General features: G+C 50.5%; 32 protein-coding genes and 1 pseudogene. 11 read left to right on the forward strand and 22 right to left on the reverse strand.

The window, feature by feature from the left end; translation table 11 throughout:
• Window positions 1-561: 561 nt before the first annotated feature.
• The 5 genes from LOC22_RS04765 to LOC22_RS04785 form a co-directional block, all read right to left on the reverse strand.
• The gene (locus LOC22_RS04765) at window positions 562-831 is read right to left on the reverse strand and encodes a hypothetical protein (RefSeq protein WP_064489663.1); all 270 of its coding nucleotides are present in this window, start codon (window positions 829-831) and stop codon (window positions 562-564) included.
• A gap of 7 nt (window positions 832-838) precedes the next feature.
• Window positions 839-1,468, reverse strand: a complete 630-nt coding sequence (locus LOC22_RS04770) for a glycoside hydrolase family 19 protein (protein WP_017692891.1) — start codon at window positions 1,466-1,468, stop codon at window positions 839-841.
• Complete coding sequence (locus tag LOC22_RS04775; protein WP_026094305.1) at window positions 1,468-1,749, reverse strand: phage holin family protein; 282 nt, start codon at window positions 1,747-1,749, stop codon at window positions 1,468-1,470. Before LOC22_RS04775 ends, LOC22_RS04770 begins: the two co-directional genes overlap by 1 nt.
• Window positions 1,736-2,122 (reverse strand): phage holin family protein, encoded by a 387-nt coding sequence (locus LOC22_RS04780; RefSeq protein ID WP_015570936.1) that lies wholly within the window; start codon window positions 2,120-2,122, stop codon window positions 1,736-1,738. The genes LOC22_RS04775 and LOC22_RS04780 overlap by 14 nt, the downstream gene beginning before the upstream one ends.
• A gap of 178 nt (window positions 2,123-2,300) precedes the next feature.
• Window positions 2,301-3,272: a P63C domain-containing protein gene (locus LOC22_RS04785; protein ID WP_047736739.1), complete on the reverse strand. Its 972-nt coding sequence runs from the start codon at window positions 3,270-3,272 to the stop codon at window positions 2,301-2,303.
• 561 nt (window positions 3,273-3,833) lie between these two features.
• Between LOC22_RS04785 and LOC22_RS04790 the strand changes: the two genes are divergently transcribed.
• Window positions 3,834-4,205 (forward strand): hypothetical protein, encoded by a 372-nt coding sequence (locus LOC22_RS04790; protein WP_006811580.1) that lies wholly within the window; start codon window positions 3,834-3,836, stop codon window positions 4,203-4,205.
• A gap of 143 nt (window positions 4,206-4,348) precedes the next feature.
• On the opposite strand, the gene LOC22_RS04795 is transcribed toward LOC22_RS04790, so the two are convergent.
• From LOC22_RS04795 to LOC22_RS04830, 8 genes are all read right to left on the reverse strand, one after another.
• Window positions 4,349-5,161 carry an antitermination protein gene (locus LOC22_RS04795; protein ID WP_230239403.1) on the reverse strand — a complete coding sequence of 271 codons (813 nt, stop codon included), beginning with the start codon at window positions 5,159-5,161 and terminating at the stop codon, window positions 4,349-4,351.
• Window positions 5,158-5,295, reverse strand: coding sequence for a YlcG family protein (locus LOC22_RS04800; protein WP_017692888.1), 138 nt, complete (start codon window positions 5,293-5,295; stop codon window positions 5,158-5,160). Before LOC22_RS04800 ends, LOC22_RS04795 begins: the two co-directional genes overlap by 4 nt.
• Window positions 5,292-5,648 (reverse strand): RusA family crossover junction endodeoxyribonuclease, encoded by a 357-nt coding sequence (locus LOC22_RS04805; RefSeq protein WP_045343112.1) that lies wholly within the window; start codon window positions 5,646-5,648, stop codon window positions 5,292-5,294. Before LOC22_RS04805 ends, LOC22_RS04800 begins: the two co-directional genes overlap by 4 nt.
• On the reverse strand, window positions 5,645-5,926 hold the full coding sequence (locus tag LOC22_RS04810) for a hypothetical protein (protein WP_064489603.1): 282 nt from the start codon (window positions 5,924-5,926) through the stop codon (window positions 5,645-5,647). Before LOC22_RS04810 ends, LOC22_RS04805 begins: the two co-directional genes overlap by 4 nt.
• A 2-nt stretch (window positions 5,927-5,928) precedes the next feature.
• Window positions 5,929-6,129, reverse strand: coding sequence for a hypothetical protein (locus tag LOC22_RS04815; RefSeq protein ID WP_045911882.1), 201 nt, complete (start codon window positions 6,127-6,129; stop codon window positions 5,929-5,931).
• Between the two features lie 5 nt (window positions 6,130-6,134).
• Window positions 6,135-6,734: a DUF1367 family protein gene (locus tag LOC22_RS04820; protein WP_045911876.1), complete on the reverse strand. Its 600-nt coding sequence runs from the start codon at window positions 6,732-6,734 to the stop codon at window positions 6,135-6,137.
• A gap of 404 nt (window positions 6,735-7,138) precedes the next feature.
• Window positions 7,139-7,372: a DinI family protein gene (locus tag LOC22_RS04825; protein WP_006811588.1), complete on the reverse strand. Its 234-nt coding sequence runs from the start codon at window positions 7,370-7,372 to the stop codon at window positions 7,139-7,141.
• A 156-nt stretch (window positions 7,373-7,528) separates the two neighbouring features.
• A complete protein-coding gene (locus tag LOC22_RS04830) occupies window positions 7,529-7,933 on the reverse strand; it encodes a hypothetical protein (RefSeq protein ID WP_230239404.1) in 405 nt (134 codons plus the stop codon).
• A gap of 449 nt (window positions 7,934-8,382) precedes the next feature.
• On the opposite strand from LOC22_RS04830, the gene LOC22_RS04835 reads away from it, so the two are divergent.
• Entirely contained in the window at window positions 8,383-8,763 is a 381-nt protein-coding gene (locus LOC22_RS04835; RefSeq protein WP_006811590.1) for a hypothetical protein, read from the forward strand.
• Between the two features lie 577 nt (window positions 8,764-9,340).
• Here LOC22_RS04835 and LOC22_RS04840 read toward each other — a convergent pair.
• The 9 genes from LOC22_RS04840 to LOC22_RS04875 form a co-directional block, all read right to left on the reverse strand.
• Entirely contained in the window at window positions 9,341-9,760 is a 420-nt protein-coding gene (locus LOC22_RS04840) for a hypothetical protein (RefSeq protein WP_023304246.1), read from the reverse strand.
• Complete coding sequence (locus LOC22_RS04845) at window positions 9,757-10,017, reverse strand: DUF977 family protein (protein ID WP_006811594.1); 261 nt, start codon at window positions 10,015-10,017, stop codon at window positions 9,757-9,759. Before LOC22_RS04845 ends, LOC22_RS04840 begins: the two co-directional genes overlap by 4 nt.
• 3 nt (window positions 10,018-10,020) lie before the next feature.
• Entirely contained in the window at window positions 10,021-10,707 is a 687-nt protein-coding gene (locus LOC22_RS04850) for a DUF1627 domain-containing protein (protein ID WP_006811595.1), read from the reverse strand.
• Between the two features lie 16 nt (window positions 10,708-10,723).
• Entirely contained in the window at window positions 10,724-11,476 is a 753-nt protein-coding gene (locus LOC22_RS04855; RefSeq protein WP_006811596.1) for an ATP-binding protein, read from the reverse strand.
• A 2-nt stretch (window positions 11,477-11,478) separates the two neighbouring features.
• Window positions 11,479-12,363: a hypothetical protein gene (locus tag LOC22_RS04860; protein WP_023314676.1), complete on the reverse strand. Its 885-nt coding sequence runs from the start codon at window positions 12,361-12,363 to the stop codon at window positions 11,479-11,481.
• Between the two features lie 16 nt (window positions 12,364-12,379).
• Window positions 12,380-12,574, reverse strand: coding sequence for a ClpX C4-type zinc finger protein (locus tag LOC22_RS22310; protein ID WP_071850054.1), 195 nt, complete (start codon window positions 12,572-12,574; stop codon window positions 12,380-12,382).
• 72 nt (window positions 12,575-12,646) lie between these two features.
• The gene (locus LOC22_RS04865; protein ID WP_230239405.1) at window positions 12,647-12,904 is read right to left on the reverse strand and encodes a hypothetical protein; all 258 of its coding nucleotides are present in this window, start codon (window positions 12,902-12,904) and stop codon (window positions 12,647-12,649) included.
• 8 nt (window positions 12,905-12,912) lie between these two features.
• A complete protein-coding gene (locus LOC22_RS04870) occupies window positions 12,913-13,455 on the reverse strand; it encodes a toxin YdaT domain-containing protein (RefSeq protein ID WP_022651659.1) in 543 nt (180 codons plus the stop codon).
• A 2-nt stretch (window positions 13,456-13,457) separates the two neighbouring features.
• Window positions 13,458-13,685: a transcriptional regulator gene (locus tag LOC22_RS04875; RefSeq protein ID WP_022651660.1), complete on the reverse strand. Its 228-nt coding sequence runs from the start codon at window positions 13,683-13,685 to the stop codon at window positions 13,458-13,460.
• A gap of 115 nt (window positions 13,686-13,800) precedes the next feature.
• Here LOC22_RS04875 and LOC22_RS04880 point away from each other — a divergent pair, with 115 nt between their 5' ends.
• From LOC22_RS04880 to LOC22_RS04920, 9 genes and pseudogenes are all read left to right on the forward strand, one after another.
• Window positions 13,801-14,211 (forward strand): helix-turn-helix domain-containing protein, encoded by a 411-nt coding sequence (locus LOC22_RS04880; protein ID WP_032645736.1) that lies wholly within the window; start codon window positions 13,801-13,803, stop codon window positions 14,209-14,211.
• Between the two features lie 58 nt (window positions 14,212-14,269).
• Window positions 14,270-14,510, forward strand: a pseudogene (locus LOC22_RS04885) (hypothetical protein).
• On the forward strand, window positions 14,510-14,695 hold the full coding sequence (locus LOC22_RS04890) for a YebW family protein (RefSeq protein WP_022651662.1): 186 nt from the start codon (window positions 14,510-14,512) through the stop codon (window positions 14,693-14,695). Before LOC22_RS04885 ends, LOC22_RS04890 begins: the two are co-directional and overlap by 1 nt.
• Window positions 14,696-14,704: 9 nt before the next feature.
• Window positions 14,705-14,863 carry a YdaE family protein gene (locus LOC22_RS04895; RefSeq protein ID WP_022651663.1) on the forward strand — a complete coding sequence of 53 codons (159 nt, stop codon included), beginning with the start codon at window positions 14,705-14,707 and terminating at the stop codon, window positions 14,861-14,863.
• An 83-nt stretch (window positions 14,864-14,946) separates the two neighbouring features.
• Window positions 14,947-15,234 carry a hypothetical protein gene (locus tag LOC22_RS04900; protein ID WP_022651664.1) on the forward strand — a complete coding sequence of 96 codons (288 nt, stop codon included), beginning with the start codon at window positions 14,947-14,949 and terminating at the stop codon, window positions 15,232-15,234.
• Between the two features lie 122 nt (window positions 15,235-15,356).
• On the forward strand, window positions 15,357-18,422 hold the full coding sequence (locus LOC22_RS04905; protein WP_196353855.1) for a RecE family exodeoxyribonuclease: 3,066 nt from the start codon (window positions 15,357-15,359) through the stop codon (window positions 18,420-18,422).
• A gap of 9 nt (window positions 18,423-18,431) precedes the next feature.
• The gene (locus tag LOC22_RS04910) at window positions 18,432-19,517 is read left to right on the forward strand and encodes a RecT family recombinase (RefSeq protein WP_022651666.1); all 1,086 of its coding nucleotides are present in this window, start codon (window positions 18,432-18,434) and stop codon (window positions 19,515-19,517) included.
• Between the two features lie 34 nt (window positions 19,518-19,551).
• The gene (locus LOC22_RS04915) at window positions 19,552-20,163 is read left to right on the forward strand and encodes a hypothetical protein (protein WP_032635810.1); all 612 of its coding nucleotides are present in this window, start codon (window positions 19,552-19,554) and stop codon (window positions 20,161-20,163) included.
• Window positions 20,150-20,392, forward strand: a complete 243-nt coding sequence (locus LOC22_RS04920) for a DUF4060 family protein (protein WP_017692869.1) — start codon at window positions 20,150-20,152, stop codon at window positions 20,390-20,392. Before LOC22_RS04915 ends, LOC22_RS04920 begins: the two co-directional genes overlap by 14 nt.
• Window positions 20,393-20,402: the final 10 nt, after the last annotated feature.

A 20,402-nucleotide genomic window follows, 5' to 3' on the forward strand; every position in this document is an offset into this window, starting at 1 on the left:
AAATCCATGGGACTCTGCATTCTATCATCATTAGCAACCAGCAGATGAGCTTTGTAATAGATGAAGAATGCGCATAAGAAAGCCATAGCTATTCATGTGACATGCCTGTCCTCAGTATTGGATTTAGGTTACCTTCTGGATAAAAACTTACCCATCAACATTAAAAATACAACGATTCCAACAGGCACTCCAACAATAGGTGTAGCGAACGCGCTTACTCCCACGGCGGCAACCATACCTCCCAAAGTACTAAACATGATGGGTATGATTAACATAATGATAGCCTGGGGAATTCCTGCCTTCCAGAGGAGTAACACCATAATGACAACAAAGAACACCATGAGAAAAGGCATTGTTTGCCCCCTTAATTAAACACACTCTCTATATAACGACCATTTGGAAAATTTATTTAGTTATCTTTCAATTAAGGCCTACTTGCAGTTCGCCTGCCACGCTTTGTTATGCGCCAGGATGTCGCGCTTCGTCTGCCTGTCCAGTACATCCCAGTCGTGCGCTGTGCAGTAGATGGGTTTAACCCAGTCGCAAGACGTATCGGCTACCTCAACCCTTACGGGTCCAGTTGTCCCGCAGCTCGCGATCAACATCGTCGTCAGACATATGGTTAACAGTCTGCTGTACATTGCTGGCCTCTTTCGTTGCTTCTACCCGGCGTTCGGCTGCTGCGACCGTTGCCGCTGCGTTATCTTTGGTGCGCTGCTGGTCGGCTTTCGCTTCAGCTTTGCTGGTGCCGCGAATATGGCCCAGGCCAAAAGCGCCGGCGATAGCGGAAATAACCAATGCGACCAGCCCAATTATCGTTTCGATCCCCACATTCACCTCACACCAGAACGGATTTCGCCAGGTTAAATAGTGCGCGGCGTTTATCCAACCCGTTTCTGCCCCCATTGATAAGAAGCGTCACGCGTTCCACGTCGCCGGAATGAAGAAGGCAACCGCGGGAGGCATAGAACCATGCAGCAGAGCGCGCGGCGTATTCATCCTGTTCAAGCAGCTCCGGATGGGTAACAAGGTCCAGTTTCAACACGTGACCACAACTGCGATAGTTACTCAGGCCGGTAACCTGTTTCAGCCCGCGACCGCGGTATTTCCATCCATCACCGGCAGCCTGATTGCCCAAGTGTTCTTTTCCCCACTCACCGCCGTAAACCAGATTAGCGATCGCTTTCTGATTAGCCGAGTGCTCTGCCGTTCTGCCTAGTGCGGCGGCCTGCTGTGGAGTGATGCGGCGGCTGCCGAACGTCGGCACTAAGTTTTCTGCCGCATAATTAAGATTTTCCACCACACGGGTAAATCTGGAGCTTTCATGCCCCATCTGGGCAATAAACATGGCCTGATCAAGCGGTGCGGTGATGCCGTATTCCTTCATGGCGGCGTCGATATGCGGAAACCAGCGCGCAGCTAATCCGGCGCTGATACCAGCCGCCTTCTGAAATTGTGATTGGTTCATTAGTGCCTCAGATGATCAACCAGACGTGCAACGTTGCCTTTGACGGCCACCAGCACGGAAAGGAATATGATATTGGCCGCAATGGTGGCCCATGATGAATGCGGGTAGATCCCACACAGGTACGCCAGCGGTACAGCGCTGTAAGTGACGGTAATCAGCCAGGCTAAACGCGAAATCCATGGCCGATGCCGCGAATCACCACGGCGATAAAACATCAGAGTAATCACAACTCCGGCGCAGAGCAGCGCGTTGATAGTTGCTGTTGGGTCATTTAGTGCCACCTGAACCTCCCCGGCGCGTTATCAGCGCCACCAGCGAGCCGATGTCCTGCTTGTTCAGGAACGTAAGGATTTGAACGGCTAACGCAGAAGCTATTACGGCACCGATAGCATCCAGAGGCTTCTCGGTGTACCCCGTCCAGGATGTGAGTTTTGAACCCAACAGCCCCGAACAAAGAATGCCGACGATATACGACACGAAGAAGTATGCCAGGCGACGTAACACACTCAGGTCAGCCGCTGTCGCTATGTAGAATACTGCGCCTGCAAATGCTCCAAAAACAACACCGTAATCAGTTCCGGTCAATAGACCGTAAACACTGGCTCCAGTCAAAGCTAAACCGGCCAGCCCTGTGCCGGAAAATGGATCGGACATAGGTCTCCCCTCATATAGCTGTGTATCCTCTCAGTAATGAGGGGAATAAAAAAAGCCCGCACGGGAGCGGGCAACGAATGCAGATATTTATTTTTTTCAATTTCAGAACGAAGATTATCGGCAGTATTGGGAAAGACTTTAGACAATAAAAACCCGGCGCGGTGGCCGGGCAGAAAGTTTATAATTCTGGCTTCATACGGCCAAAAACTTTTTCAATGCCGGCCTCATACTCCTCTTTGTTGTCGCTCATTGCTGCAACGCCAAGAAGTTTGCCGATGTGTTGTCGTAAGGCCTTGACGCCAATTTCAGAAAGGAAGAGGTGTAACTTATCTGATTGCTTTCCATTCTCATCCCTACTGGCGCGAATTTGCTCTAATATCTTCCCCTTACTCTTAGCCAGTGGGACGTAAATTTGCATATTAGTCAACTGTCCAAAGCGGATCGGCCTGCCTTTTTCCGGACGATTAAGTCCATATAACCGATACCATTCCTCATACAACTCGTCGGGAAACTCTTTCTCATATTGGCGGGCTTCCTCTCGTACAAATGCCTTAAAAGCATCGATTACCTCTTGAACTTCAGGTCGATAACCGGCCAATGCATAGGCTACGCCTTTTATACCTGATTTAGCGGAAGCATTTATTAGTTTTTGAGCTGTATCGGCAGCAGGGATTCTAGACGGTGGCAGAGCATCGGCACTTTTTGCATCTATCAGCGCCTTTCCTATATCAACGATCACATCAATATCAAACCCATGAGCGTTATTGATGTTTTTGGACTGCCCACTATATTGAAAATTAATAGGATTTTCAATTTTCGCTATTAAACTTGGACCACCAAACTCCTTCATGTAACCAGCGCTTAGTAGTTTATCGACATCCCTTGCGAAGTTGCCGATACCTAAAAGTCGAGCAAGTCCAGCCTTAGTAACTACTGCGGTTTTCGATTCATCACTTAAGACATAACACTCAGCATCTATTCCAAATTCATCTTTGAAATTACCCATATGGGTGGCTTTGTGAATTTTATCCCTCCACCTTGCAGCAGCAGCCTTTTTGGCAATGTCAGAACGCTGCTCTTTAGTAAGAGACTTCGCCCTGGCAACCCCGCCCTTAGCTTTACCCTTTGGATCTTTCTTATCGCCTGACATATGCAAGCACCTTTCTGTAAAACATGCTTGCATAATAAACAGCAACCAAAACACATAGCAAGCATTTTTCACTATTTTATGCTTGCATAGTCAAGAGCATATAAAAGGCCGACGGATGGTAGCCTTCAGTAAACGAATGTTGTAGTGCTTAATGGTCCACCATCGAGGATTCGAACCTTGAACCACAGAGGTAGAAGCTCCGTGCACTGTCCAGTGGAAAAAAAAGACCAGCATTGGGTTGCTGGTCATGGGTCATGCAGTTGTCTCTGCGAAGCGGGTGTCTCCCCACCCAGTATTTTCAGTATCGAGAGCATTATCGAATGCCACTTTAACTATAGCATCGCGGTAAAAAATCGCTTTGCCATATTCCTATGGCTCACACTCGGAAGGTTCTGTGACCCATCGTGTAACTCATGACGCGGATATGGCAAAGGCACGCCGGATCACGACCAGAAATTTTAATTAAATAGCTTGCGAATGGTGCCGATAACCTGATCACCAAATGATGATGTGTCATCTTTAAGCGTACCAGTCATAAATGGATAACGAGGAAAACCATTAATGCATAAAAAATTGAAGTTAGCAGGAGCATTTTTATTAGCTATTTCTTCTCTTCCTGCATACACAGCTGACAAAATTGACGGCTGGATCTTTCTGACAAATACAAACAATTTCAACTTCTATGGTAAGGAACGTTCATTGACTGAAAACAAAGGTATTCGGTCAATAATCATACAAGAAGTTCCAATTTCCAAGAACTCCAGTGCGAAAATTCTCTACTCTCATTTCACCATTCCTTCTAAAGCATGCAAAAATGAGTTTGGTGAAATAACAATGTATGAAATGAGCGGAAAAGTTGCTGGAAAATATGATTATGTTAAAGGTGGCTCAAGTGCAGCCGCTTACATAGCTGATCTTGTCTGTGGAAATTAATGAATTAGCTACAAAAACCCGCACTAAAGCGGGTTTAATTTCATTTGGTCGCAATAATCAACTGTGGAAATCATACAGGACATTTTTATGCAAAGTCAACCCTAACATGCAAAAATGCGTCGTCATTTGCTTCGATCATATTATTAAGTTGTTGCCTTCTCGAATTCGACAGCCGCTTGACATTCCCACTTGCGCAGCGTGTCCACAAGCATTTCAAAGAGTGGTTTCCAATTACGCGACCATGATGACTGGTGAAGGTCAGGGAGTCGCTTCAGAATGACGCGATATACCGTCGCCGAGGAGATAGCAGAGAAGCCAATACCAGAGCAACGTTCACACGTTTTGAAAACTGGTACGCCACGTTCCTTCGTTGCTTTACGGTCCACCACTTCACCTATGCCGCCGCAACGACAACGGGCGCTTATCATTCCCTTGCCTTCGCAAACATCACAGACCGCCGGTACAACCTCTGTTACCTCTGTCCACAGCTCCCAGTCAGACGGACGAACGGCACGGGAGCGGCTGGCCCAGTATGGCGCTTTACCCCAAGGGTACGAAACCTTGCGGGTGACCTGCTCTTTAGTGGTCCGGCCGTTACCACAACAGCTGTGACACATCACGCTGGTAGCCGCCGAACAGGAATACTCCGCGAAAGCAAACTGCGCCAGCGTCAACATGCAGGCTCCGAGCTTATCGCCAGCGGCTTTGCGGACATTTTTAGGGGCGTTTTTAATGGCAAACTGCGCCAGCGCCTGAACTGCGAGTTGTTCATCTGTTTTGCTAATGCCGGCTTTGCCGAAGAAAGCAGCCAGGCCGAAGCGCGCACGGCTGCTGGTGGTGCCAATGGCCGCCATAACATCAGTGCCGGTGAGACGATCCGGAGAGGTTCCCTTTACATCTTCGCTGATATGCATTCCCTGAGGACTAAAATGTTTAAGTGCTGCTTCCAGTTTCATGTGCCCCTCTGCTTTGATTCAATTCTGATGTAATTACGGAAGATGCGGTAATCCACCAGCACCGATCCCCGGTAGCGGTAAATCCGAAGGCGCTGCCAGCGCGCGCGGAGTATTTCAAGCGTTTCTGGCTTCATCTGGCCTCCTCGATGATGATTTGCCCGGTTTCTCCCCAGATTTTGGTAACCCGTCCGTCCCAGACATGGCTATCTTCGTCAAACACTGCATCCAGCAGAGCTTTTTCCAGATTGTCTTTGTCAGGCTTTTGTTGATGAGGACGGCCGACATATTGCGCCCGCTTTGTCCTACTCCAGCTCTTTGGCATGGGGATAACGAACGTGACGTGATATCCGGACTCTGGCAGGTGGATGCCCAGCAACCGGACCTGTTCTTTGTACGCCCAGTACACTGCTGTTGCTGGCCGTTTATGCCATCGGTCGCGCTGAGTCATTCGGGGTTTGCCAATCGGCGTAATTTCGTAAATTTTCATGCGGGCACCACCAGCCCGCGGCGGGCAACTTCAATCACTGTCAGAACAATCGCGCGGTCCATAAGTTGCCGACGCTCGTCCCGGTTCAGCTTATTCCCGTTATCAATGCTGTCATGACAGCAAACGCAGAGCGCAGCTGTCGCACAGTCATCGGTTTTTAATCCCATGCCTTTTGACTCATTTCGGTGTGCCACCTGCGTCCCCCATGCTCCACAAAGAACACAACGCTCGATCTGCCCGACGGCGGCGAGCCATTTTTTGCTGCGAAAAATAGCCATGCTCACCCCCATATCCGGTTTTGCCACCGGCGATTTATACGCGGTGGTTTACTGCCTTCAGGCAGCCGGGCGCTGACGGTCCAGGTGAGATAATCTGAGTTCAGGTTGCGCTCTACCTTCACGCCGCGGCGTTGGTATTCCGCCATGAGTTCTTCGGCCTGCTGGGTTGTGCAATCGGTATGATGGAACCAGGTCTTCTTCATACCCGTCACCCCGCGAAGCTCATGAGTTGCGCAGCGGCATTCTCCGCCTCGCGCTGGTCCCTGAATGCTTTGGATAATATCCAGCGCCAGAGGACATCAAGCGCGGCCTTGTACAGCTGCTGGAACTCAATTTCGTCCATGTTGGCGAATGAAATACTGCGTGGGTGCTTCTGAAGTGTGCCATCCGGAAGTTTGATAGCGTCGTAATGCCCGGCCTGAATAGTCACCCAGGCGCGGTATGCATCGAAGGATTTACAGAGGCTGATCCCGTTTGTTACGCGGCGGCTCGCAACCTGCTCAAGATAGTGCTCAGCGGCATCGAGCAGTGCGCCTTCGTTTCCGCCATAGGTAGCCAGGAATTTAGCGTAGCCGGTAACCAGCTTGCGCTCGTTGGAGGAGATTGCGCCGCCGGTAGGCTCCCAGTATTCGAAGCCCAGATTCAGCAGAGCGAAGAAGCGGCGATGAAACGCAGGATTGCGTACCTGTTTGAAGTCGGCCACCAGCACGGCGCCGAGCTTGATTTTTGATTGCAGCAAATCGCTGGTCTCCGGCGTAGCCGGGATCAGGATCCCTGAGGACTGCTTAATGAGTTGTAACTGCGCCATGGTGTTCACTCCGTGGCGCATCGCGGTCAGGTTGCTGGTTGTTCAGGCCAGCTCAAGAATTATGATTGCGTACGTAGTGACAAGTCAATTTTTAGAAGCCATTTCCCTTACAATTTCCATAATGGTTTCTTTGGACCAGTAACGATCATCCCTACTTAGTTTTCTGTGAGTTATGGAGCTATCTTTGGTGGAAATTATATAGCGCTCTTCCGCCCCCAACTTGAAGGACAGCAACTCCCTTCCTTTCCCATCGGTTATGGTCACTCGCAGATCTGACTGAACTACACCCTCCACGGAATCCCCCTGAGCGACATACAGACGCGATTAGAAATTGTCGGCAGCAGCATCAAAGGGATTCGCAAATTGCGGTATTCTGAAAATGCGCGCTACCCCTGAGTACACCCTTAATAGAACCAGTCGTCTGCACTTTCCCAGGTTTCCTGAAGGATACCTTCAACCGTCTTCTTCGCTTCCTTTGCCCCACCATAAACGCTTAACCCATCCGAACCAGCACGACGAACAACCAGACTGCAATCCTCGAACTGATTCCGGAGCCGTTTTAGCAGTTCTTTTTCCAGCGCTGGCATTGCTCCATCAGGAAGTTTCTTTGTGCGATCAATGGTTAACTCAACTTTCATGGTGGCCTCCTTTGCACATACTGTGTTTTTATACAGTAACCCGCAAACTCAGAATGATCAACCTGTTAAGAGCACAAAATGTTAAAAACATAAACTTTTAGACATAAAAAAACCTGTCGAATAAGGCAGGTTATTTGTTGCTTTTACATACGTTGCTTAATAGCACTGGAATATGGTGTTGAACTTTGACTCTGTATTATAGGTTCCGTAAAACCCAGCCATCTTTCCTATTCCCTTGCTATACATCATGCTCCCTGAATAGCCAATAATCATATTTTCCTTCGCAATATTCAGTATAGGACTATGGAAAACCTCACCGTTTCCAAAATTTTCAAGCATAATATCGAAACGATTACCGTAATCAATAATCACAGTCCCTGATGGAGACTGGCTATCAAGTTTTGCTTCTTTATAATTCGTGATGCTGCATTTTTTTGTGGCAGCACCAGCCGGATTGTTGAGATTGGTAGCAACTGGAGATTCTACATATCTTGTTTGTTCTTTAATCACGCAACCTGATAACACTGGAAGCACCATGCCCAGAAGAAGGAATTTTTTCACGATTAGTCCTTTGATATATTTCTGACAAGATTATTCCTCAGCAGAGTGTCGAGAAAAAGCTGAAGCCTAATAATTAGGATTTTCCTCAGATAGGATAGCAATATTAACCACAATACGATATCGCTTGTCATCAGGCCGCCAACTCTCTTGGCACACAAAGATCAGGAAGATTCGCCCTCACCAGCGCCTCAGCGAATGGCGGAGGCACAGCATTGCCGCAACGGATTAATGAGAAAGAAAAAACCCGCCGAAGCGGGTTTGCTTTGCGTCACTAATGAAACTTCTCTTACAGCGAATCACGAGCGAAGCATTCTCGCGCACGTTGCGTTGCTAAGGCTACGGGGTTGAATGGCTCTCCGTGCCCATTTAAGTTGGTAAGCGGTGTTTTGTTGAACGGTTTTTGAGACGAAGATAGAATCAAACAAAACATTAAAAATGGAATATTAATTATGGATAAGAAAACCGCATCGCTGGGCTTTTCTGCTCTGTTTGTTGCGAGTGTCGCTTTTGCTGAAACTACAAGTAACTGGGTTGAGGTTACCACAGCTGATGATGGCGTTTTTTCAGCAAAAGCAGGGACATACAGGAATGTTAAAGGTGATTCATCTGCCTTGTTCATGTATCAAACAAAAAATAAAAAAGTAGAGTATTACAAAGTTAGTATTAAAGATGCCGACTGCGATAGTGGATATGGAGAGATAAAACTCTTCTATATGGATGGGAAGTTAGCTTTCAAAGGTGATTATGTTGCCGAAGGGAACAGCGTCGGCGCTGGTATTGGTGATTTTATGTGTGCCGTTAGAGGTGCTGCTAACTCACAAAAACGTTAAAGGAGGGGGCTATTGTTAAAACAATAGCTCATAATCCATATCAGAAAAATACTGATTCCGCCATTTCTGGATAAAACCCTTTACGCTCCGGCCATAGAGAATTACTTCTGTGCTCTGCTGGGGATTTAGCCATCATTCAACCTGCTGTTGCGGCGGCAACTCATCACGATTACTTACAGGTTGGCTACCCTGAAGATTGGCGGCGCGGCAGGCATTCCAGCCGCAACGAAAAGTGACATCAAAGTTGTCCTCTTCCATGAACCTACACTTGTACTCTTCGCGTGTCAGCTCACCAGGAACAGATACCTGCGCTGGCGGGGCGGAGTAAATACTCGTCCTCAATGCCCTCAACGGGTTTTGAGAAGCCGATAAAATTACCGTTATGCCAAGGTTAAGGGCCGTATGGCTCAACGGTCACACGACGCCAGCAAAGAATGGCAGTCCCCGCTTCGAGCGATTCCAGCGCTAACTTCATCACAGCAAGCGCCCGCATCTTCGTTTACGATGCCAGGCGTTGCATCGCGCTCTTCTTCAAGCTCCGAAATGGTCTTCAGGAGCTATTCTTTTAGGGTATTGCTCATGATGCTGCTCCTTTGCGAAGTTGGGCGGCGAACTCGCGGGCATCATCACCGCTGATATCTGCATGCATCTCTTTGGCGAACATCTCCACTGCTTGCGCCCGAACTTCAGCTAGGAAAGTATCGGTGGCCGGGGTTTCTCTACGTTGCATTACGACATTTATCGCCTGCTGTAAGCCCACATCAGGCCTCATGGAGCCGTGCGTGTTGAATGCGTCCAAAGCCAACAGCATTGTTTCGCTGTCAGTTGCCGGGACTTTTTTCAGCCCCGCATTCTCCGCAGCCAGCGCAGCGAGCTTGGCTTCTGACTCGGCAAGTTTCTTACGCAAACCAAGTTCACAGCTATGCGCACCGCTGCGCCCCCTCTCAAAAGAAAATCCGCAGTCACAATAAAAAACGTTGTCTTTCTCGGTAATCATGCCGCCGCCTTGTTGTGTGAAAAACGTTTCAGGTCAAAGTCGATTGTTGCCCGCAGGTCACGGAAGATACCGCAGCGCCCGTGGCGAACTAGACCACCCTGCTCCACCGCTACGCGGAGATATTTATCCGCTGTGGTCCGGTGAAGGCCGAACATCGCAACGACGTCATTCGTGGTGATGCGCCCCTGCTCCTTCACCAGTTCGATAATTCGGTTGATGATCAGGGCGCGTTCTCTGTCGGTTTTCTTTCTGGCCATCGGTTATTCCCTCCCTGTCAGCTGCTGCACGAGATTTCTGTGGCGACCAATAACACGAACCGCGTCACGCAGTTTGGTCAGTTGCTCCAGCTTGTTTCTGGTGCGGCGGATTTCGCGAGAAATGTCCCGCACCGCTGGTACCGCTTCGACTGCGTCGCACCCTTCGGTGAACGAGGGGATTTCACTCACGATCTGTTCGACTGGTTTTGCTTCTTCCGGCGCGGCAGGTGCCTCCGGTACCGGTTCTTGCTTAAGGGGTTCTGTAACAACCGCAAGGGACCAGGTAACGCCTTTGCCCTTCCCGTTCTTCACCACAACGCCCTGGCGCTCCAGCGCGCGAAGAACAGAGACCATTCCGCGGGCATTGCGATTGACGGCCGCAGCCAGCGAAACTGTCGTCATTGCCCCTTGCTCACGCAGCTGCTGTCGGACGACATCAGGATCAACGGGTTCCGGCTCCTCACCTTTCAGACGCGGCGCCGGATGAACAGGTGCCTTTGGCGTTGACTGCTGAGACTGACCTTTCACGGTACCGAGGAACCAGCCGCCGTCTCCAAAATCGCATAACCCCTGATCACGCTGCTCACGTAACATGGTGAGCGCATCGACCGGGTCGATATCAAGACGTGCAGCAACTTCGCGGTATGTCGCCCGGCCCATTTTTTCCAGTGCTTGAATTACGGTTTCCATGGTTTTTCCTCTGAAATTATTTAACAGGACGCAGATGCGACACGTTTTTTCGATAACTTTCCCAGTCGAAATTCACCCAGATACCGCCATCCATCTGAAGACGATCCATAACGCGAGCGCCCAGGGTGTTCACCAGTTCGCCGTGGTTCAGATTGGTCAGGATGCCGACCGGACGCATCGAGGAAAGTCGACGGTCAATAACTTGATTGATGATGACCTTCTCGCCACTGGAGCCGCGCTGAATACCGACCTCATCCAGCACCAGGAGATCAACGTTACACAGGTCGTTTAGCAGGGACGATTCGGACTGCCCGTCGTCGTAGCACTCGCGAACACGGAGCATCAGGTCGGGGATGGTCACTACCAGAACCGAGTGGCCTGCACCCAGCAGGTGATTGCCAATTGCCGCGGCAAGGTGGTTCTTACCGGTTCCTGGCGCTCCACTGAATACAAAGCTTGCGAAGCTGCCGCCGCCGAAGTTCTGCGCGTAGCTTTTTGCCATGCTGTATGCCTGGCGCTGCTCCGGCCCTTTCACCTCGTAATTGGCGAACGAGCAACTGCGATGCAGTGCCTGGATGCCGGCACGACCAAAAATCTTTTCTGAGCGGGCGCGCTGGTTCATCTTGTCGATTTCTCCGGACCGCTTACGACCTTCGGTTTCCTGCCACGCCTGCCACTCTTCAACGCTGGTGAATTTTGGCTGAACGCTGGCCGGGATAATTTTCTTCAGGCGCTCAAGTGCGCTTCCAGTACCAATCATATTTTTCATCGCTACCCCCTGAACCCTGGTGGGATGGATTTATCTGGACGAGAAATGGCATTCAGATCGCGCATACCTGATGGCGCCGTCACTTCCCAGGCTTCCTCATAGTGTTTCGAAGGGCCATAAAACGTTGCCGCCTGCTTCACGTACTCCGTATTCAGCTTCCCTGTAGCCCTCACGAACTCAGCGTAACGCCGGGTGCCGTCAAGCAACTCCTGAACTGTGGCACCTGTTTTAACCCTGGCCTTCCAGGCTTTGCAGGCGTCAGCCTTGCTGTTGCCGCCTGAACGCTTTGGATAAATCGCCCATGCCTGTTCGAAGTCGTCAGGGTAGGGATTTTTTTTCTGAGAGGTCACACCATCGGAGGAGTCATCACTACCTGGGGGTGTGGCGGAGCCATGCCCCAAAATGTTTTCTTCTTCCTGTTCCTGTTCCTGTTCCTGTTCCTGGTTAAGGAACGGTTCCAAAACCCTTTCAGAACCCTTTAGTTTTGCGCCTCCGAAATGAGCTATCGCATCATTCATAATCCGCGCCAGCTCTGGCTTGACGGACGACTTATCCGGCACCTGTGAAAATAAGCGCATGGCCGCTATACCCTGATTGGGATTCTCAACAGGGTTCCAGCTCATGAAGTTCCTGATCAGAACCCATTTCGTGGTAATATCACGCGTTGCGAAACCGTTCTTGGATAGTTCATCAAACCCTTTCGAAACCCTTTCGGAACTCCAGTTAAGGTCTTCTGAAACGTATCCATCAGGCAGACGGAAACACCCAATCATGTTCGTGTGTTGTCCCGTGAGCAGGTACAGCGCAAGCAGACGAGCATCATCAGAAACTCGCCGCATTCCATCGCTTATCCAAAAAGATGTATGCACCTTGCCGTAATCACGCATAAAAACCTCTGAATGCTTAAAGTGCTGTCGGTTCGTCAGTTTTTGCTGAGTGCTTAAAGATCACCTCGACGCACAAAAAAACGCAGTCCTGACAGATGCATCCACCAGGCCCAGCAATAAGTGAGCCATTGAACTCGGTGCTTTTAACTCCGCAGAATGAGCACATGTAAAAATCTCGTATTTCTTTTTTACTAGCTGTTTTTTCTGTCATAATCCCCTCGTAATTTCGCCTTGAATTACATCGAAGGTCGGTTCCGTTGGCGCGGCCCGGCCTTCACCTCTTTCAGAACAGCCCCTGCTGCTTACCGCGCTTGATGCGCTTCGACTCAAACCGGTCTGCCGGCACAGTCTGTTTTTCAGCCCATAACTTCGCGTGACGCAAAACATCATCGAAAATCCTCCCCTTACGACTTGCCTGAGACATTCGCTTGTACATATCGACGGCCTGGAATGCCCCCCCCCCCTGCGCGACAGCTGCGGTGAAGCCCTGCCGGATAAGTTCTTCGCGAACGTGCTTTTCAGTAAATTCGACATGATTCACTGCGCACCTCACATGACGCCCGGGCCCATGACTGCGAGACCACTCAGAACCTGAACAACAGCCTCCCCAGGCAGAAGCGCCAGCAGGTGTTCAATGCCCTCCCTCACCTCTTTCACCAGCTGATGCTGCGGCGCCCTCAAAATCACCGCGCGTTTCGCCTCGCCGATCTCCTTCTCCATCGCTGCATAACGCGTCATAAAGCAGTCCTGAAGTACCAGGCGGCCACGGAACTCAAGCGGTAGAACGGCGATGATCGCGGGCGACAGCTGGCTGATGTTTTTGCGCGCATACTCCGTATCACCATCGAGCCAGCGGAAGAGTTTCTGACGCTTACGGCTCAGGTCTTCGGGAAATTCCAGCCCGGCGCCGCCCTGTCGTTCCCACTCCTCAACGATGATCCCGGCAACGACATCCTGGTTATCCAGTGACGCAGCCCAGGCACGAACGGCGTCTCGGATCTGTTCGTGCTTATCTGCCGCGCCTGGCTGATTGCGATTTATCATCGCAACCGGAGTTAATCCGGTATTTTGTTGATATGAAATGGCATGCATGGTCAAGACTCCTGTTTTGGCAGCCCGTCTGTGGGATTTGGATAAATGTCACTACGTACTTCATGCGGAGTGATTTTCCATCCCAACAACTTGCAAATCGGTAGCACTCGATGCGCGGGAACCTCATGGTTCAGCCACAGACTTACAGCTTGAGAAGTTGTGCCAAGATTCTTGGCGATCTCTGTTTGAGTCATGACATCGCATACTCGCTGTTTAATTGATTTGGTCATATCCAGCCCTCAGTGAATGAAAAATGAGATTACAGCATGAAAATATTATTTTCAATCATGTATGAAAAAAATCTTTGCAATGCACTATGAAAGGCTACCTTGTAGAATGAATGCCATGAAAAAAGCACCTCATGAAGCGTTCGCCTACCGACTTCAGCTCATCAAAGATGAATTCGGCTGGAACATGTCTGATATAGCCAGGAGAGCCATGGTTACTCCCCAGGCAGTTCAGCAATGGGCTAAAGGTGAGTCAGCGCCTCGAGGTGTAAGGTTGAAACGCCTTGCAGCTGCCACAGGTAAACCAGAGCACTGGTTTTTTATGCCGCCTGATGCAGGTGATGATGACCTGAGCATGCATAAACCTCCACGGCAACTGGATGAAAAAGAAATCGCTTTGCTCTCATTATTCAACCAGATGCCTGAAGCTGAAAAGCTTCGCCTCATCGTTCACGCAAAAGCTACTCTTAAAGAGTTAGATCTCCTCAAGGATGACGTTACCAACATCATCCAAAGCATTCAGAAGTAAAAATCACATCTTTTTTTTCAATGCATCCAATAGTTTGGATGCATTGACACCCCCTTAATTGAAAATTTATATTTCATTCCGCTTGCTAGATGTAAATAATATTTGTATTGTTATCTCCATCGACAACAAGCGCATCGTTGTCAGGTAATAAACGTTCCGCTGGCCGGCGACAAGGCAAAGAGGATGAGATGATTGATTTTGCACGCAAACCAGCACAGCAGCAGGCCGTTCGCCTCAACTGGATTAAAGTCAGAATCCGCCAGCTTTGTTACTTACTGGCTCAAAAGGGTACTCCGTAATGAACACTTTATTTGCACTGGTTCTGACTGTTATCTCCCTCAACGGTGAATCGCAGGATGTAGTAATCGATGTATATGACAACCAGCAACAGTGCCAGGCAGCTGCTATCGAGCAAAACGTGAATGGTGAGTGCTGGCCTGTAGAGGGAATTATTCGTAACGGCGAGATCCCGGCAAGCCTGTAAGGAGCGGAAATGAAGAAAGAATGCGGATACTGCCGCAAGCCTTTTGAAACGGGGAAAGAAGTTAAACGCACCTTGCTTTATTTTTGTGGCAATAATCTTGCCCGTAAAGAAAAAGAGTATTGCTCAAAACAGTGTGCTGAAAAAGACCAGATGGCACACGAAGCGTAATTAGCAGCCCTGTAATTTGAAAAAAATTCGCCATTTATTTGGCGTGGATTCTTACACCCTGAATAAACCAAAAGGAACATTCTATGGAAATCGTAAAAGTCGAATTAAATCTGAAAGCAATTAACAAAAGCATCGCTTTATTCAACTGCGACAAGAAAGTATCTGGCCTGATTCATACCACTGAAAACGGCGAAACCACCGTCGTACTTGATGGGGGTTATGTTCTTGACTCGTTCGACTGTCCGCACTGCGCTATCGAGGCTATCAGCCTGCTGGCCGTGAAAATTAAAGATGGTGAAAAGAGCGGGCACGGCAGCTATCGCCAGCACAAGCGCAACTTCATGGAGCGTGCATTCATCACTGTCCATTAAAAAGCCCACCGAAGTGGGCCTGCCTGTCCGGTCTCACCGACCAAAGCGAACCGGACATCCCCAGGTAAATACGAGGTGTCTTTCAGGCACCTCCAGTCTACACGATAAGAGGATTATGTGTCATGACTAACACGAACCCTGTATTTCTTGTTCGAAGAGCAAAAAAACAATCTGGTCAGCCTGATGCAGTTTTATGGTGCAGCGAGGACTTTGAAACCGCTAATGCCACCCTGGATTATTTACTGCTTAAGTCCGGTCGCAAATTTAAAGACTATTACAAAGCGGTCGCAACTAATTTCCCTGTTGTAAACGAACTTCCACCGGAAGGCGAAATCAGTTTTACCTTCTGTGATTATTATCAGCTCGATAAAGGCAAAATGAACTGGGAGCAGATCCCTGGGGTTTCTCTGCCCGAGCATCCTGCAACACAAAAAGCGGAAATGGCCGAAGCCACGGTCGTTAATGGCGTTGACACGTCTACTGGTGAAATCGTCGACGAACAGGCTTTTAACGAGGCTGATGCAGTTCCTCCGACCAATTCTGATCTGAAGATTGACGAAGGCGACGACGAAAACACGCGCTACCCGATCGTGCAAATGTCGTTCCGCAAGCAGCTGTTGTCGCAGCTTACGTCGGATGAACTTCGCTATCACCTCACGCAGGCGGAGTATCAGGAAATAAGCACGCTGGAAATGGACACTGATAACGGATACGTCCAGAACCTGCTGCTGGCAGCCGCAAGCGTAGAAAAGATCCAGACTCTGGATATGCCATTTCTGTGGAAATACACCAGAGCCGTCAGAGACGTTTTTGATATGGAGAAACGTCACGAACTCTCTCTGATTTTGAAGTTTACGCAAGTATGGGCAGAAACATCACACCTCGATCGTGGAATTTTGACAAAAGAATGGGCCAAAGGTAACCGCATCAGCGCCGTGCAGCGTACTGACTCCGGTACTAATGCCGACGGGGGCTATAAAACGGACCGCGGCGAAGGGGCGCACCATACGCTTGATTCTCTTGATCTTGAAATTGCCTGCGCCCTGCTACCCATGGATTTCAACCCACACGAAATACCAGGCAGCGTGCTGCGCCGCGCGAAGGAGATCGTCGCTAAAAAAGAGGAACCGTGGAAATCGTGGAGCAACATCCTGCGTAATCAACCGGGGGTGCTGGCAGTGAACCGCACAGCAATCTTCAATCTCGTGCGTATCGCTCCTGAGAACATCCACAAGACCCCTGCTGCTCATCTGGAATTTGTTAATCGAACAATGACCACAAATTTCAACTCCACGACCGAGTTAATGCCGCTGCCTTCTGCCGCCCCAGTTATTTCACGTGAAGGCGTGGACAAGCAGCTGGCAGCCGAACGTGGAGAATTTGTCGAGGGTATTAGCGACCCAACAGATCCGAAATGGGAAATAACCCACCGTATGACCACCACTACTCACGAAGAGAATTTACAACGGATTCGTGAAGAAGGTGCGCGCCGCGCTGAGGAAATGAAAGAGCAGCCGGAAATCACAAGTATGGGCAACGGCATGTTTTCCATTGAAGGCCTGCTCAACCAGAGCGCCTCAAATGAAGCAGAAAAAACGGAAGTGGAGACCACCAGCAATGTGCAGGTTCAAGAGAATAACAGTAATGAAGAACCGACTTGTGATGCGCTGTCACCGGGCAAAGTCGTATTGCAGCCAGGTGAAAGCAGTGCTGACACTGGTGAGGAACCAGCTACCGTAGAGCCGTCTGCCGCTGAGATTCTGGCCACCAGCGCGCCGAGTCTCGCCAGCCAGGACAGGGATGATGCAACCCAAATTCCTGATTCAGTAGACCAGAACGAACCAGAATCGGCACAAAACGAACCAGAAGTGCATCAGGAAGAACCAGCTGTTGAATATACTGCTTATTTCGAGCCAGGCCGCTATGAAGGTCTTCCGAACGAGGTTTATCACGCCGCTAACGGCATCAGCTCTACCCAGGTAAAAGATGCGCGCGTGTCGCTGATGTACTTCAATGCGCGCCACGTTGAAAAAACCATCGTCAAAGAGCGCTCCGCAGTTCTGGACATGGGCAACTTAGTGCATGCGCTGGCGTTGCAGCCTGAACAGCTGGATGCAGAGTTCAGCATTGAACCGGTTATCCCAGAAGGCGCATTCACCACCACGGCGACACTGCGCACCTTTATCGATGAGTACAACAACGGCCTGCCTGTACTGCTGAGCGCAGACGATATCAAAAGATTTCTTGAAGAGCATAACGCCACGCTGCCCGCTCAGGTGCCGCTGGGCGCTAGCCTGGAAGAAACAGCGCAGAACTATATGACGCTGCCAGCTAACTTCCAGCGTATCGATGCAGACCAGAAGCAGACGGCAACGGCAATGAAAGCCTGCATCAAAGAGTACAACGCCACCCTGCCGACGCCGGTTAAAACTAGCGGCAGCCGTGACGCGCTGCTCGAGCAGTTAGCGATCATCAACCCTGACATGGTGGCGCAGGAAGCGCAGAAGCCACAGCCGCTGAAAGTATCTGGCACTAAGGCCGATCTGATTCAGGCCGTGAAGACAGTCAAACCAGATGCCGTGTTTGCCGACGAGCTGCTGGATGCCTGGCGCGATAACCCGGAGGGGAAAGTGCTGGTTACCCGCCAGCAGCTGGGCACCGCACTGAATATTCAAAAAGCGCTTCTGGCTCACCCGACCGCCAGCATGCTGCTGACCCACCCGAGCCGTGCCGTCGAGGTGAGTTACTTCGGCTTTGACGAGGAGACGGGCCTGGAAGTTCGTGTGCGCCCGGACCTCGAGATCGACCTGGACGGTGTGCGTATCGGCGCAGACCTGAAAACTATCAGCATGTGGAACGTAAAGCAGGAAAGCCTGCGCGCCAGACTGCACCGGGAAATCATTGACCGCGACTATCACCTGAGCGCAGCCATGTACTGCGAAACCGCGGCGCTGGACCAGTTCTTCTGGATTTTCGTCAACAAAGACGAGAACTACCACTGGATCGCCATCATCGAGGCATCCGCTGAACTGCTGGAGCTGGGCATGCTCGAGTACCGCAAAGCGATGCGCGCTATCGCAACCGGATTCGACACAGGTGAATGGCCAGCACCAATCACTGCCGACTACACCGACGAACTGAACGACTTCGACCTGCGCCGCCTCGAAGCGCTGCGTACTCAGGCATAAGGGGGATATATGCAAAATACCAACGTTACCGTTGCTGATCAGAACACCGTTATTAATTCCAACGTGGCACTGTTCGATTCCCAATACCTTAACGCCATCAGCACTTTTGCGCAGATTATGGCTCAGGGCACCGCGACAGTTCCTAAGCATCTTCAGGGCAATCAGGCCGATTGCATGGCCGTAGCGATGCAGGCAGCACAATGGCAGATGAATCCCTTTGCTGTAGCACAGAAGACGCACCTGATTAATGGTGTGCTCGGGTACGAAGCGCAGTTGGTCAATGCCGTCATTTCGCGTAGCGGCGTGCTTGCCAGCCGCTTTGAATATGAGTGGTACGGGCCATGGGAAAAAGTTGTTGGAAAATTCCATATTCGTAAAGGCGAAAAAGGCGAGTACCGGGTCCCTGGCTGGACCCTGGCTGACGAAGCCGGGATCGGCATTATTATCCGCGCAACCCTGAAGGGTGAAGATCAGCCGAGAGAACTCGATTTACTGCTGGCTCAGGCTCGCACCCGTAACTCAACGCTCTGGGCTGACGACCCGCGCCAGCAGCTTGCATATCTCGCAGTGAAGCGCTGGGCCCGCCTGTTCTGCCCGGATGTGATTCTGGGCGTTTATACCCCGGACGAGCTGGATGATCGGCGTGAAGAACGGGAGGTAAACCCTGCCCCTGTGCAGCACATAAGTTTGACTGAAATTACTGATGACAACTTATCTACCACACAGAACGCGCAGCAGTCCTCAGTAAATATCGACACTTTGGCTGATGAATACCGTAAACGGATTGATTCTGCTGAAACTCTGGACGATGCCACTACCGTCGGAAACGACATCAATGCTTCTAAATCCGTACTGGGTGCAGCATTGCACACCGAACTGAAAAACAAAGCTACGCGCCGGTACCACTTTGTGAATGCGAAAAACAAAGTTGATACAGCTATCAAAGCACTTCCAAAACCGGGAGTGGAAGGTGCGGGAGAACGCTTCGAGGAAGTTGAAAAGATGCTCTTGGCGGCTAAACGGCACTTGGGTGATGAATTGCACGATAAGTACCGCATCACCCTCGATGATATGAAACCGGAATATGTGGCCTAAGGGAGGCGGGAGGGTTCGCCCTCCCGGTAACGATATGACGAAAATTATCGAACGCGGAATGATTTTTAACGGTGAGATGGTGCGGGCGATCCTCGATGGACGGAAGACGCAGACGCGGCGGATCATCAAGCCGCAGCCAGAGGGAACATTAAGCGGAAGTTTATCCGGTATGTGGTTAAGCAGGCCTCTTAACGGACTGTTGTTGCCGAAAATTGAAGATATCGCAATCCATTGCCCGTTCGGTGTCGTCGGTGATCGCATCTGGGTGCGGGAGACGTGGGCAGAGGCTGGAGCAAGCGCGCCGGATCTGAAACTTTATCGCGCGAATTACCCTGCGCATGTTCCAACTCATTACGAGAACGTGCCGCCGGCAGAGGATGTCCGCTGGACACCCAGCATCCACATGCCGCGCTGGGCCAGCCGTATTCTGCTGGAGATCACCGATGTACGGGTCGAGCAGCTGAACGATATCAGTGAGGAAGACGCACGTTCGGAGGGAATTTCTGGCTCCTCGGCACGTGACGTTAAAGAGGCTTACGCAGCGTTATGGCGGTCTATCTACGGTTCTGACAGCTGGCGCGCTAACCCATGGGTCTATGTGATCAAGTTTAAGCGTATCGAAGGAGATGGCCATGCGACTGATTAACCGAGGTAACCAGCAATCCCCGTTAGCGCGTCAGGCATGCGACATCGCGCTGGCAGCCCACCAGCAAAGATACGGCGACTATGGGCGCAGCAAGATGAAAGAGACGTATACGGTGAAGGTTGAAGGCGTGAAGGTCTGGGTGGAGGTGGTGAACCGCAAGGCGAGCTATGTGGCCACGGCAATGACAGGCATGCGCCGCTTGCGTGCCCTTCCCGGCCAGGCGTCCTGATAAAGAATTA

The organism is Enterobacter sp. AN-K1 (genome assembly GCF_020971765.1).
GTDB lineage: Bacteria > Pseudomonadota > Gammaproteobacteria > Enterobacterales > Enterobacteriaceae > Enterobacter > Enterobacter hormaechei_C.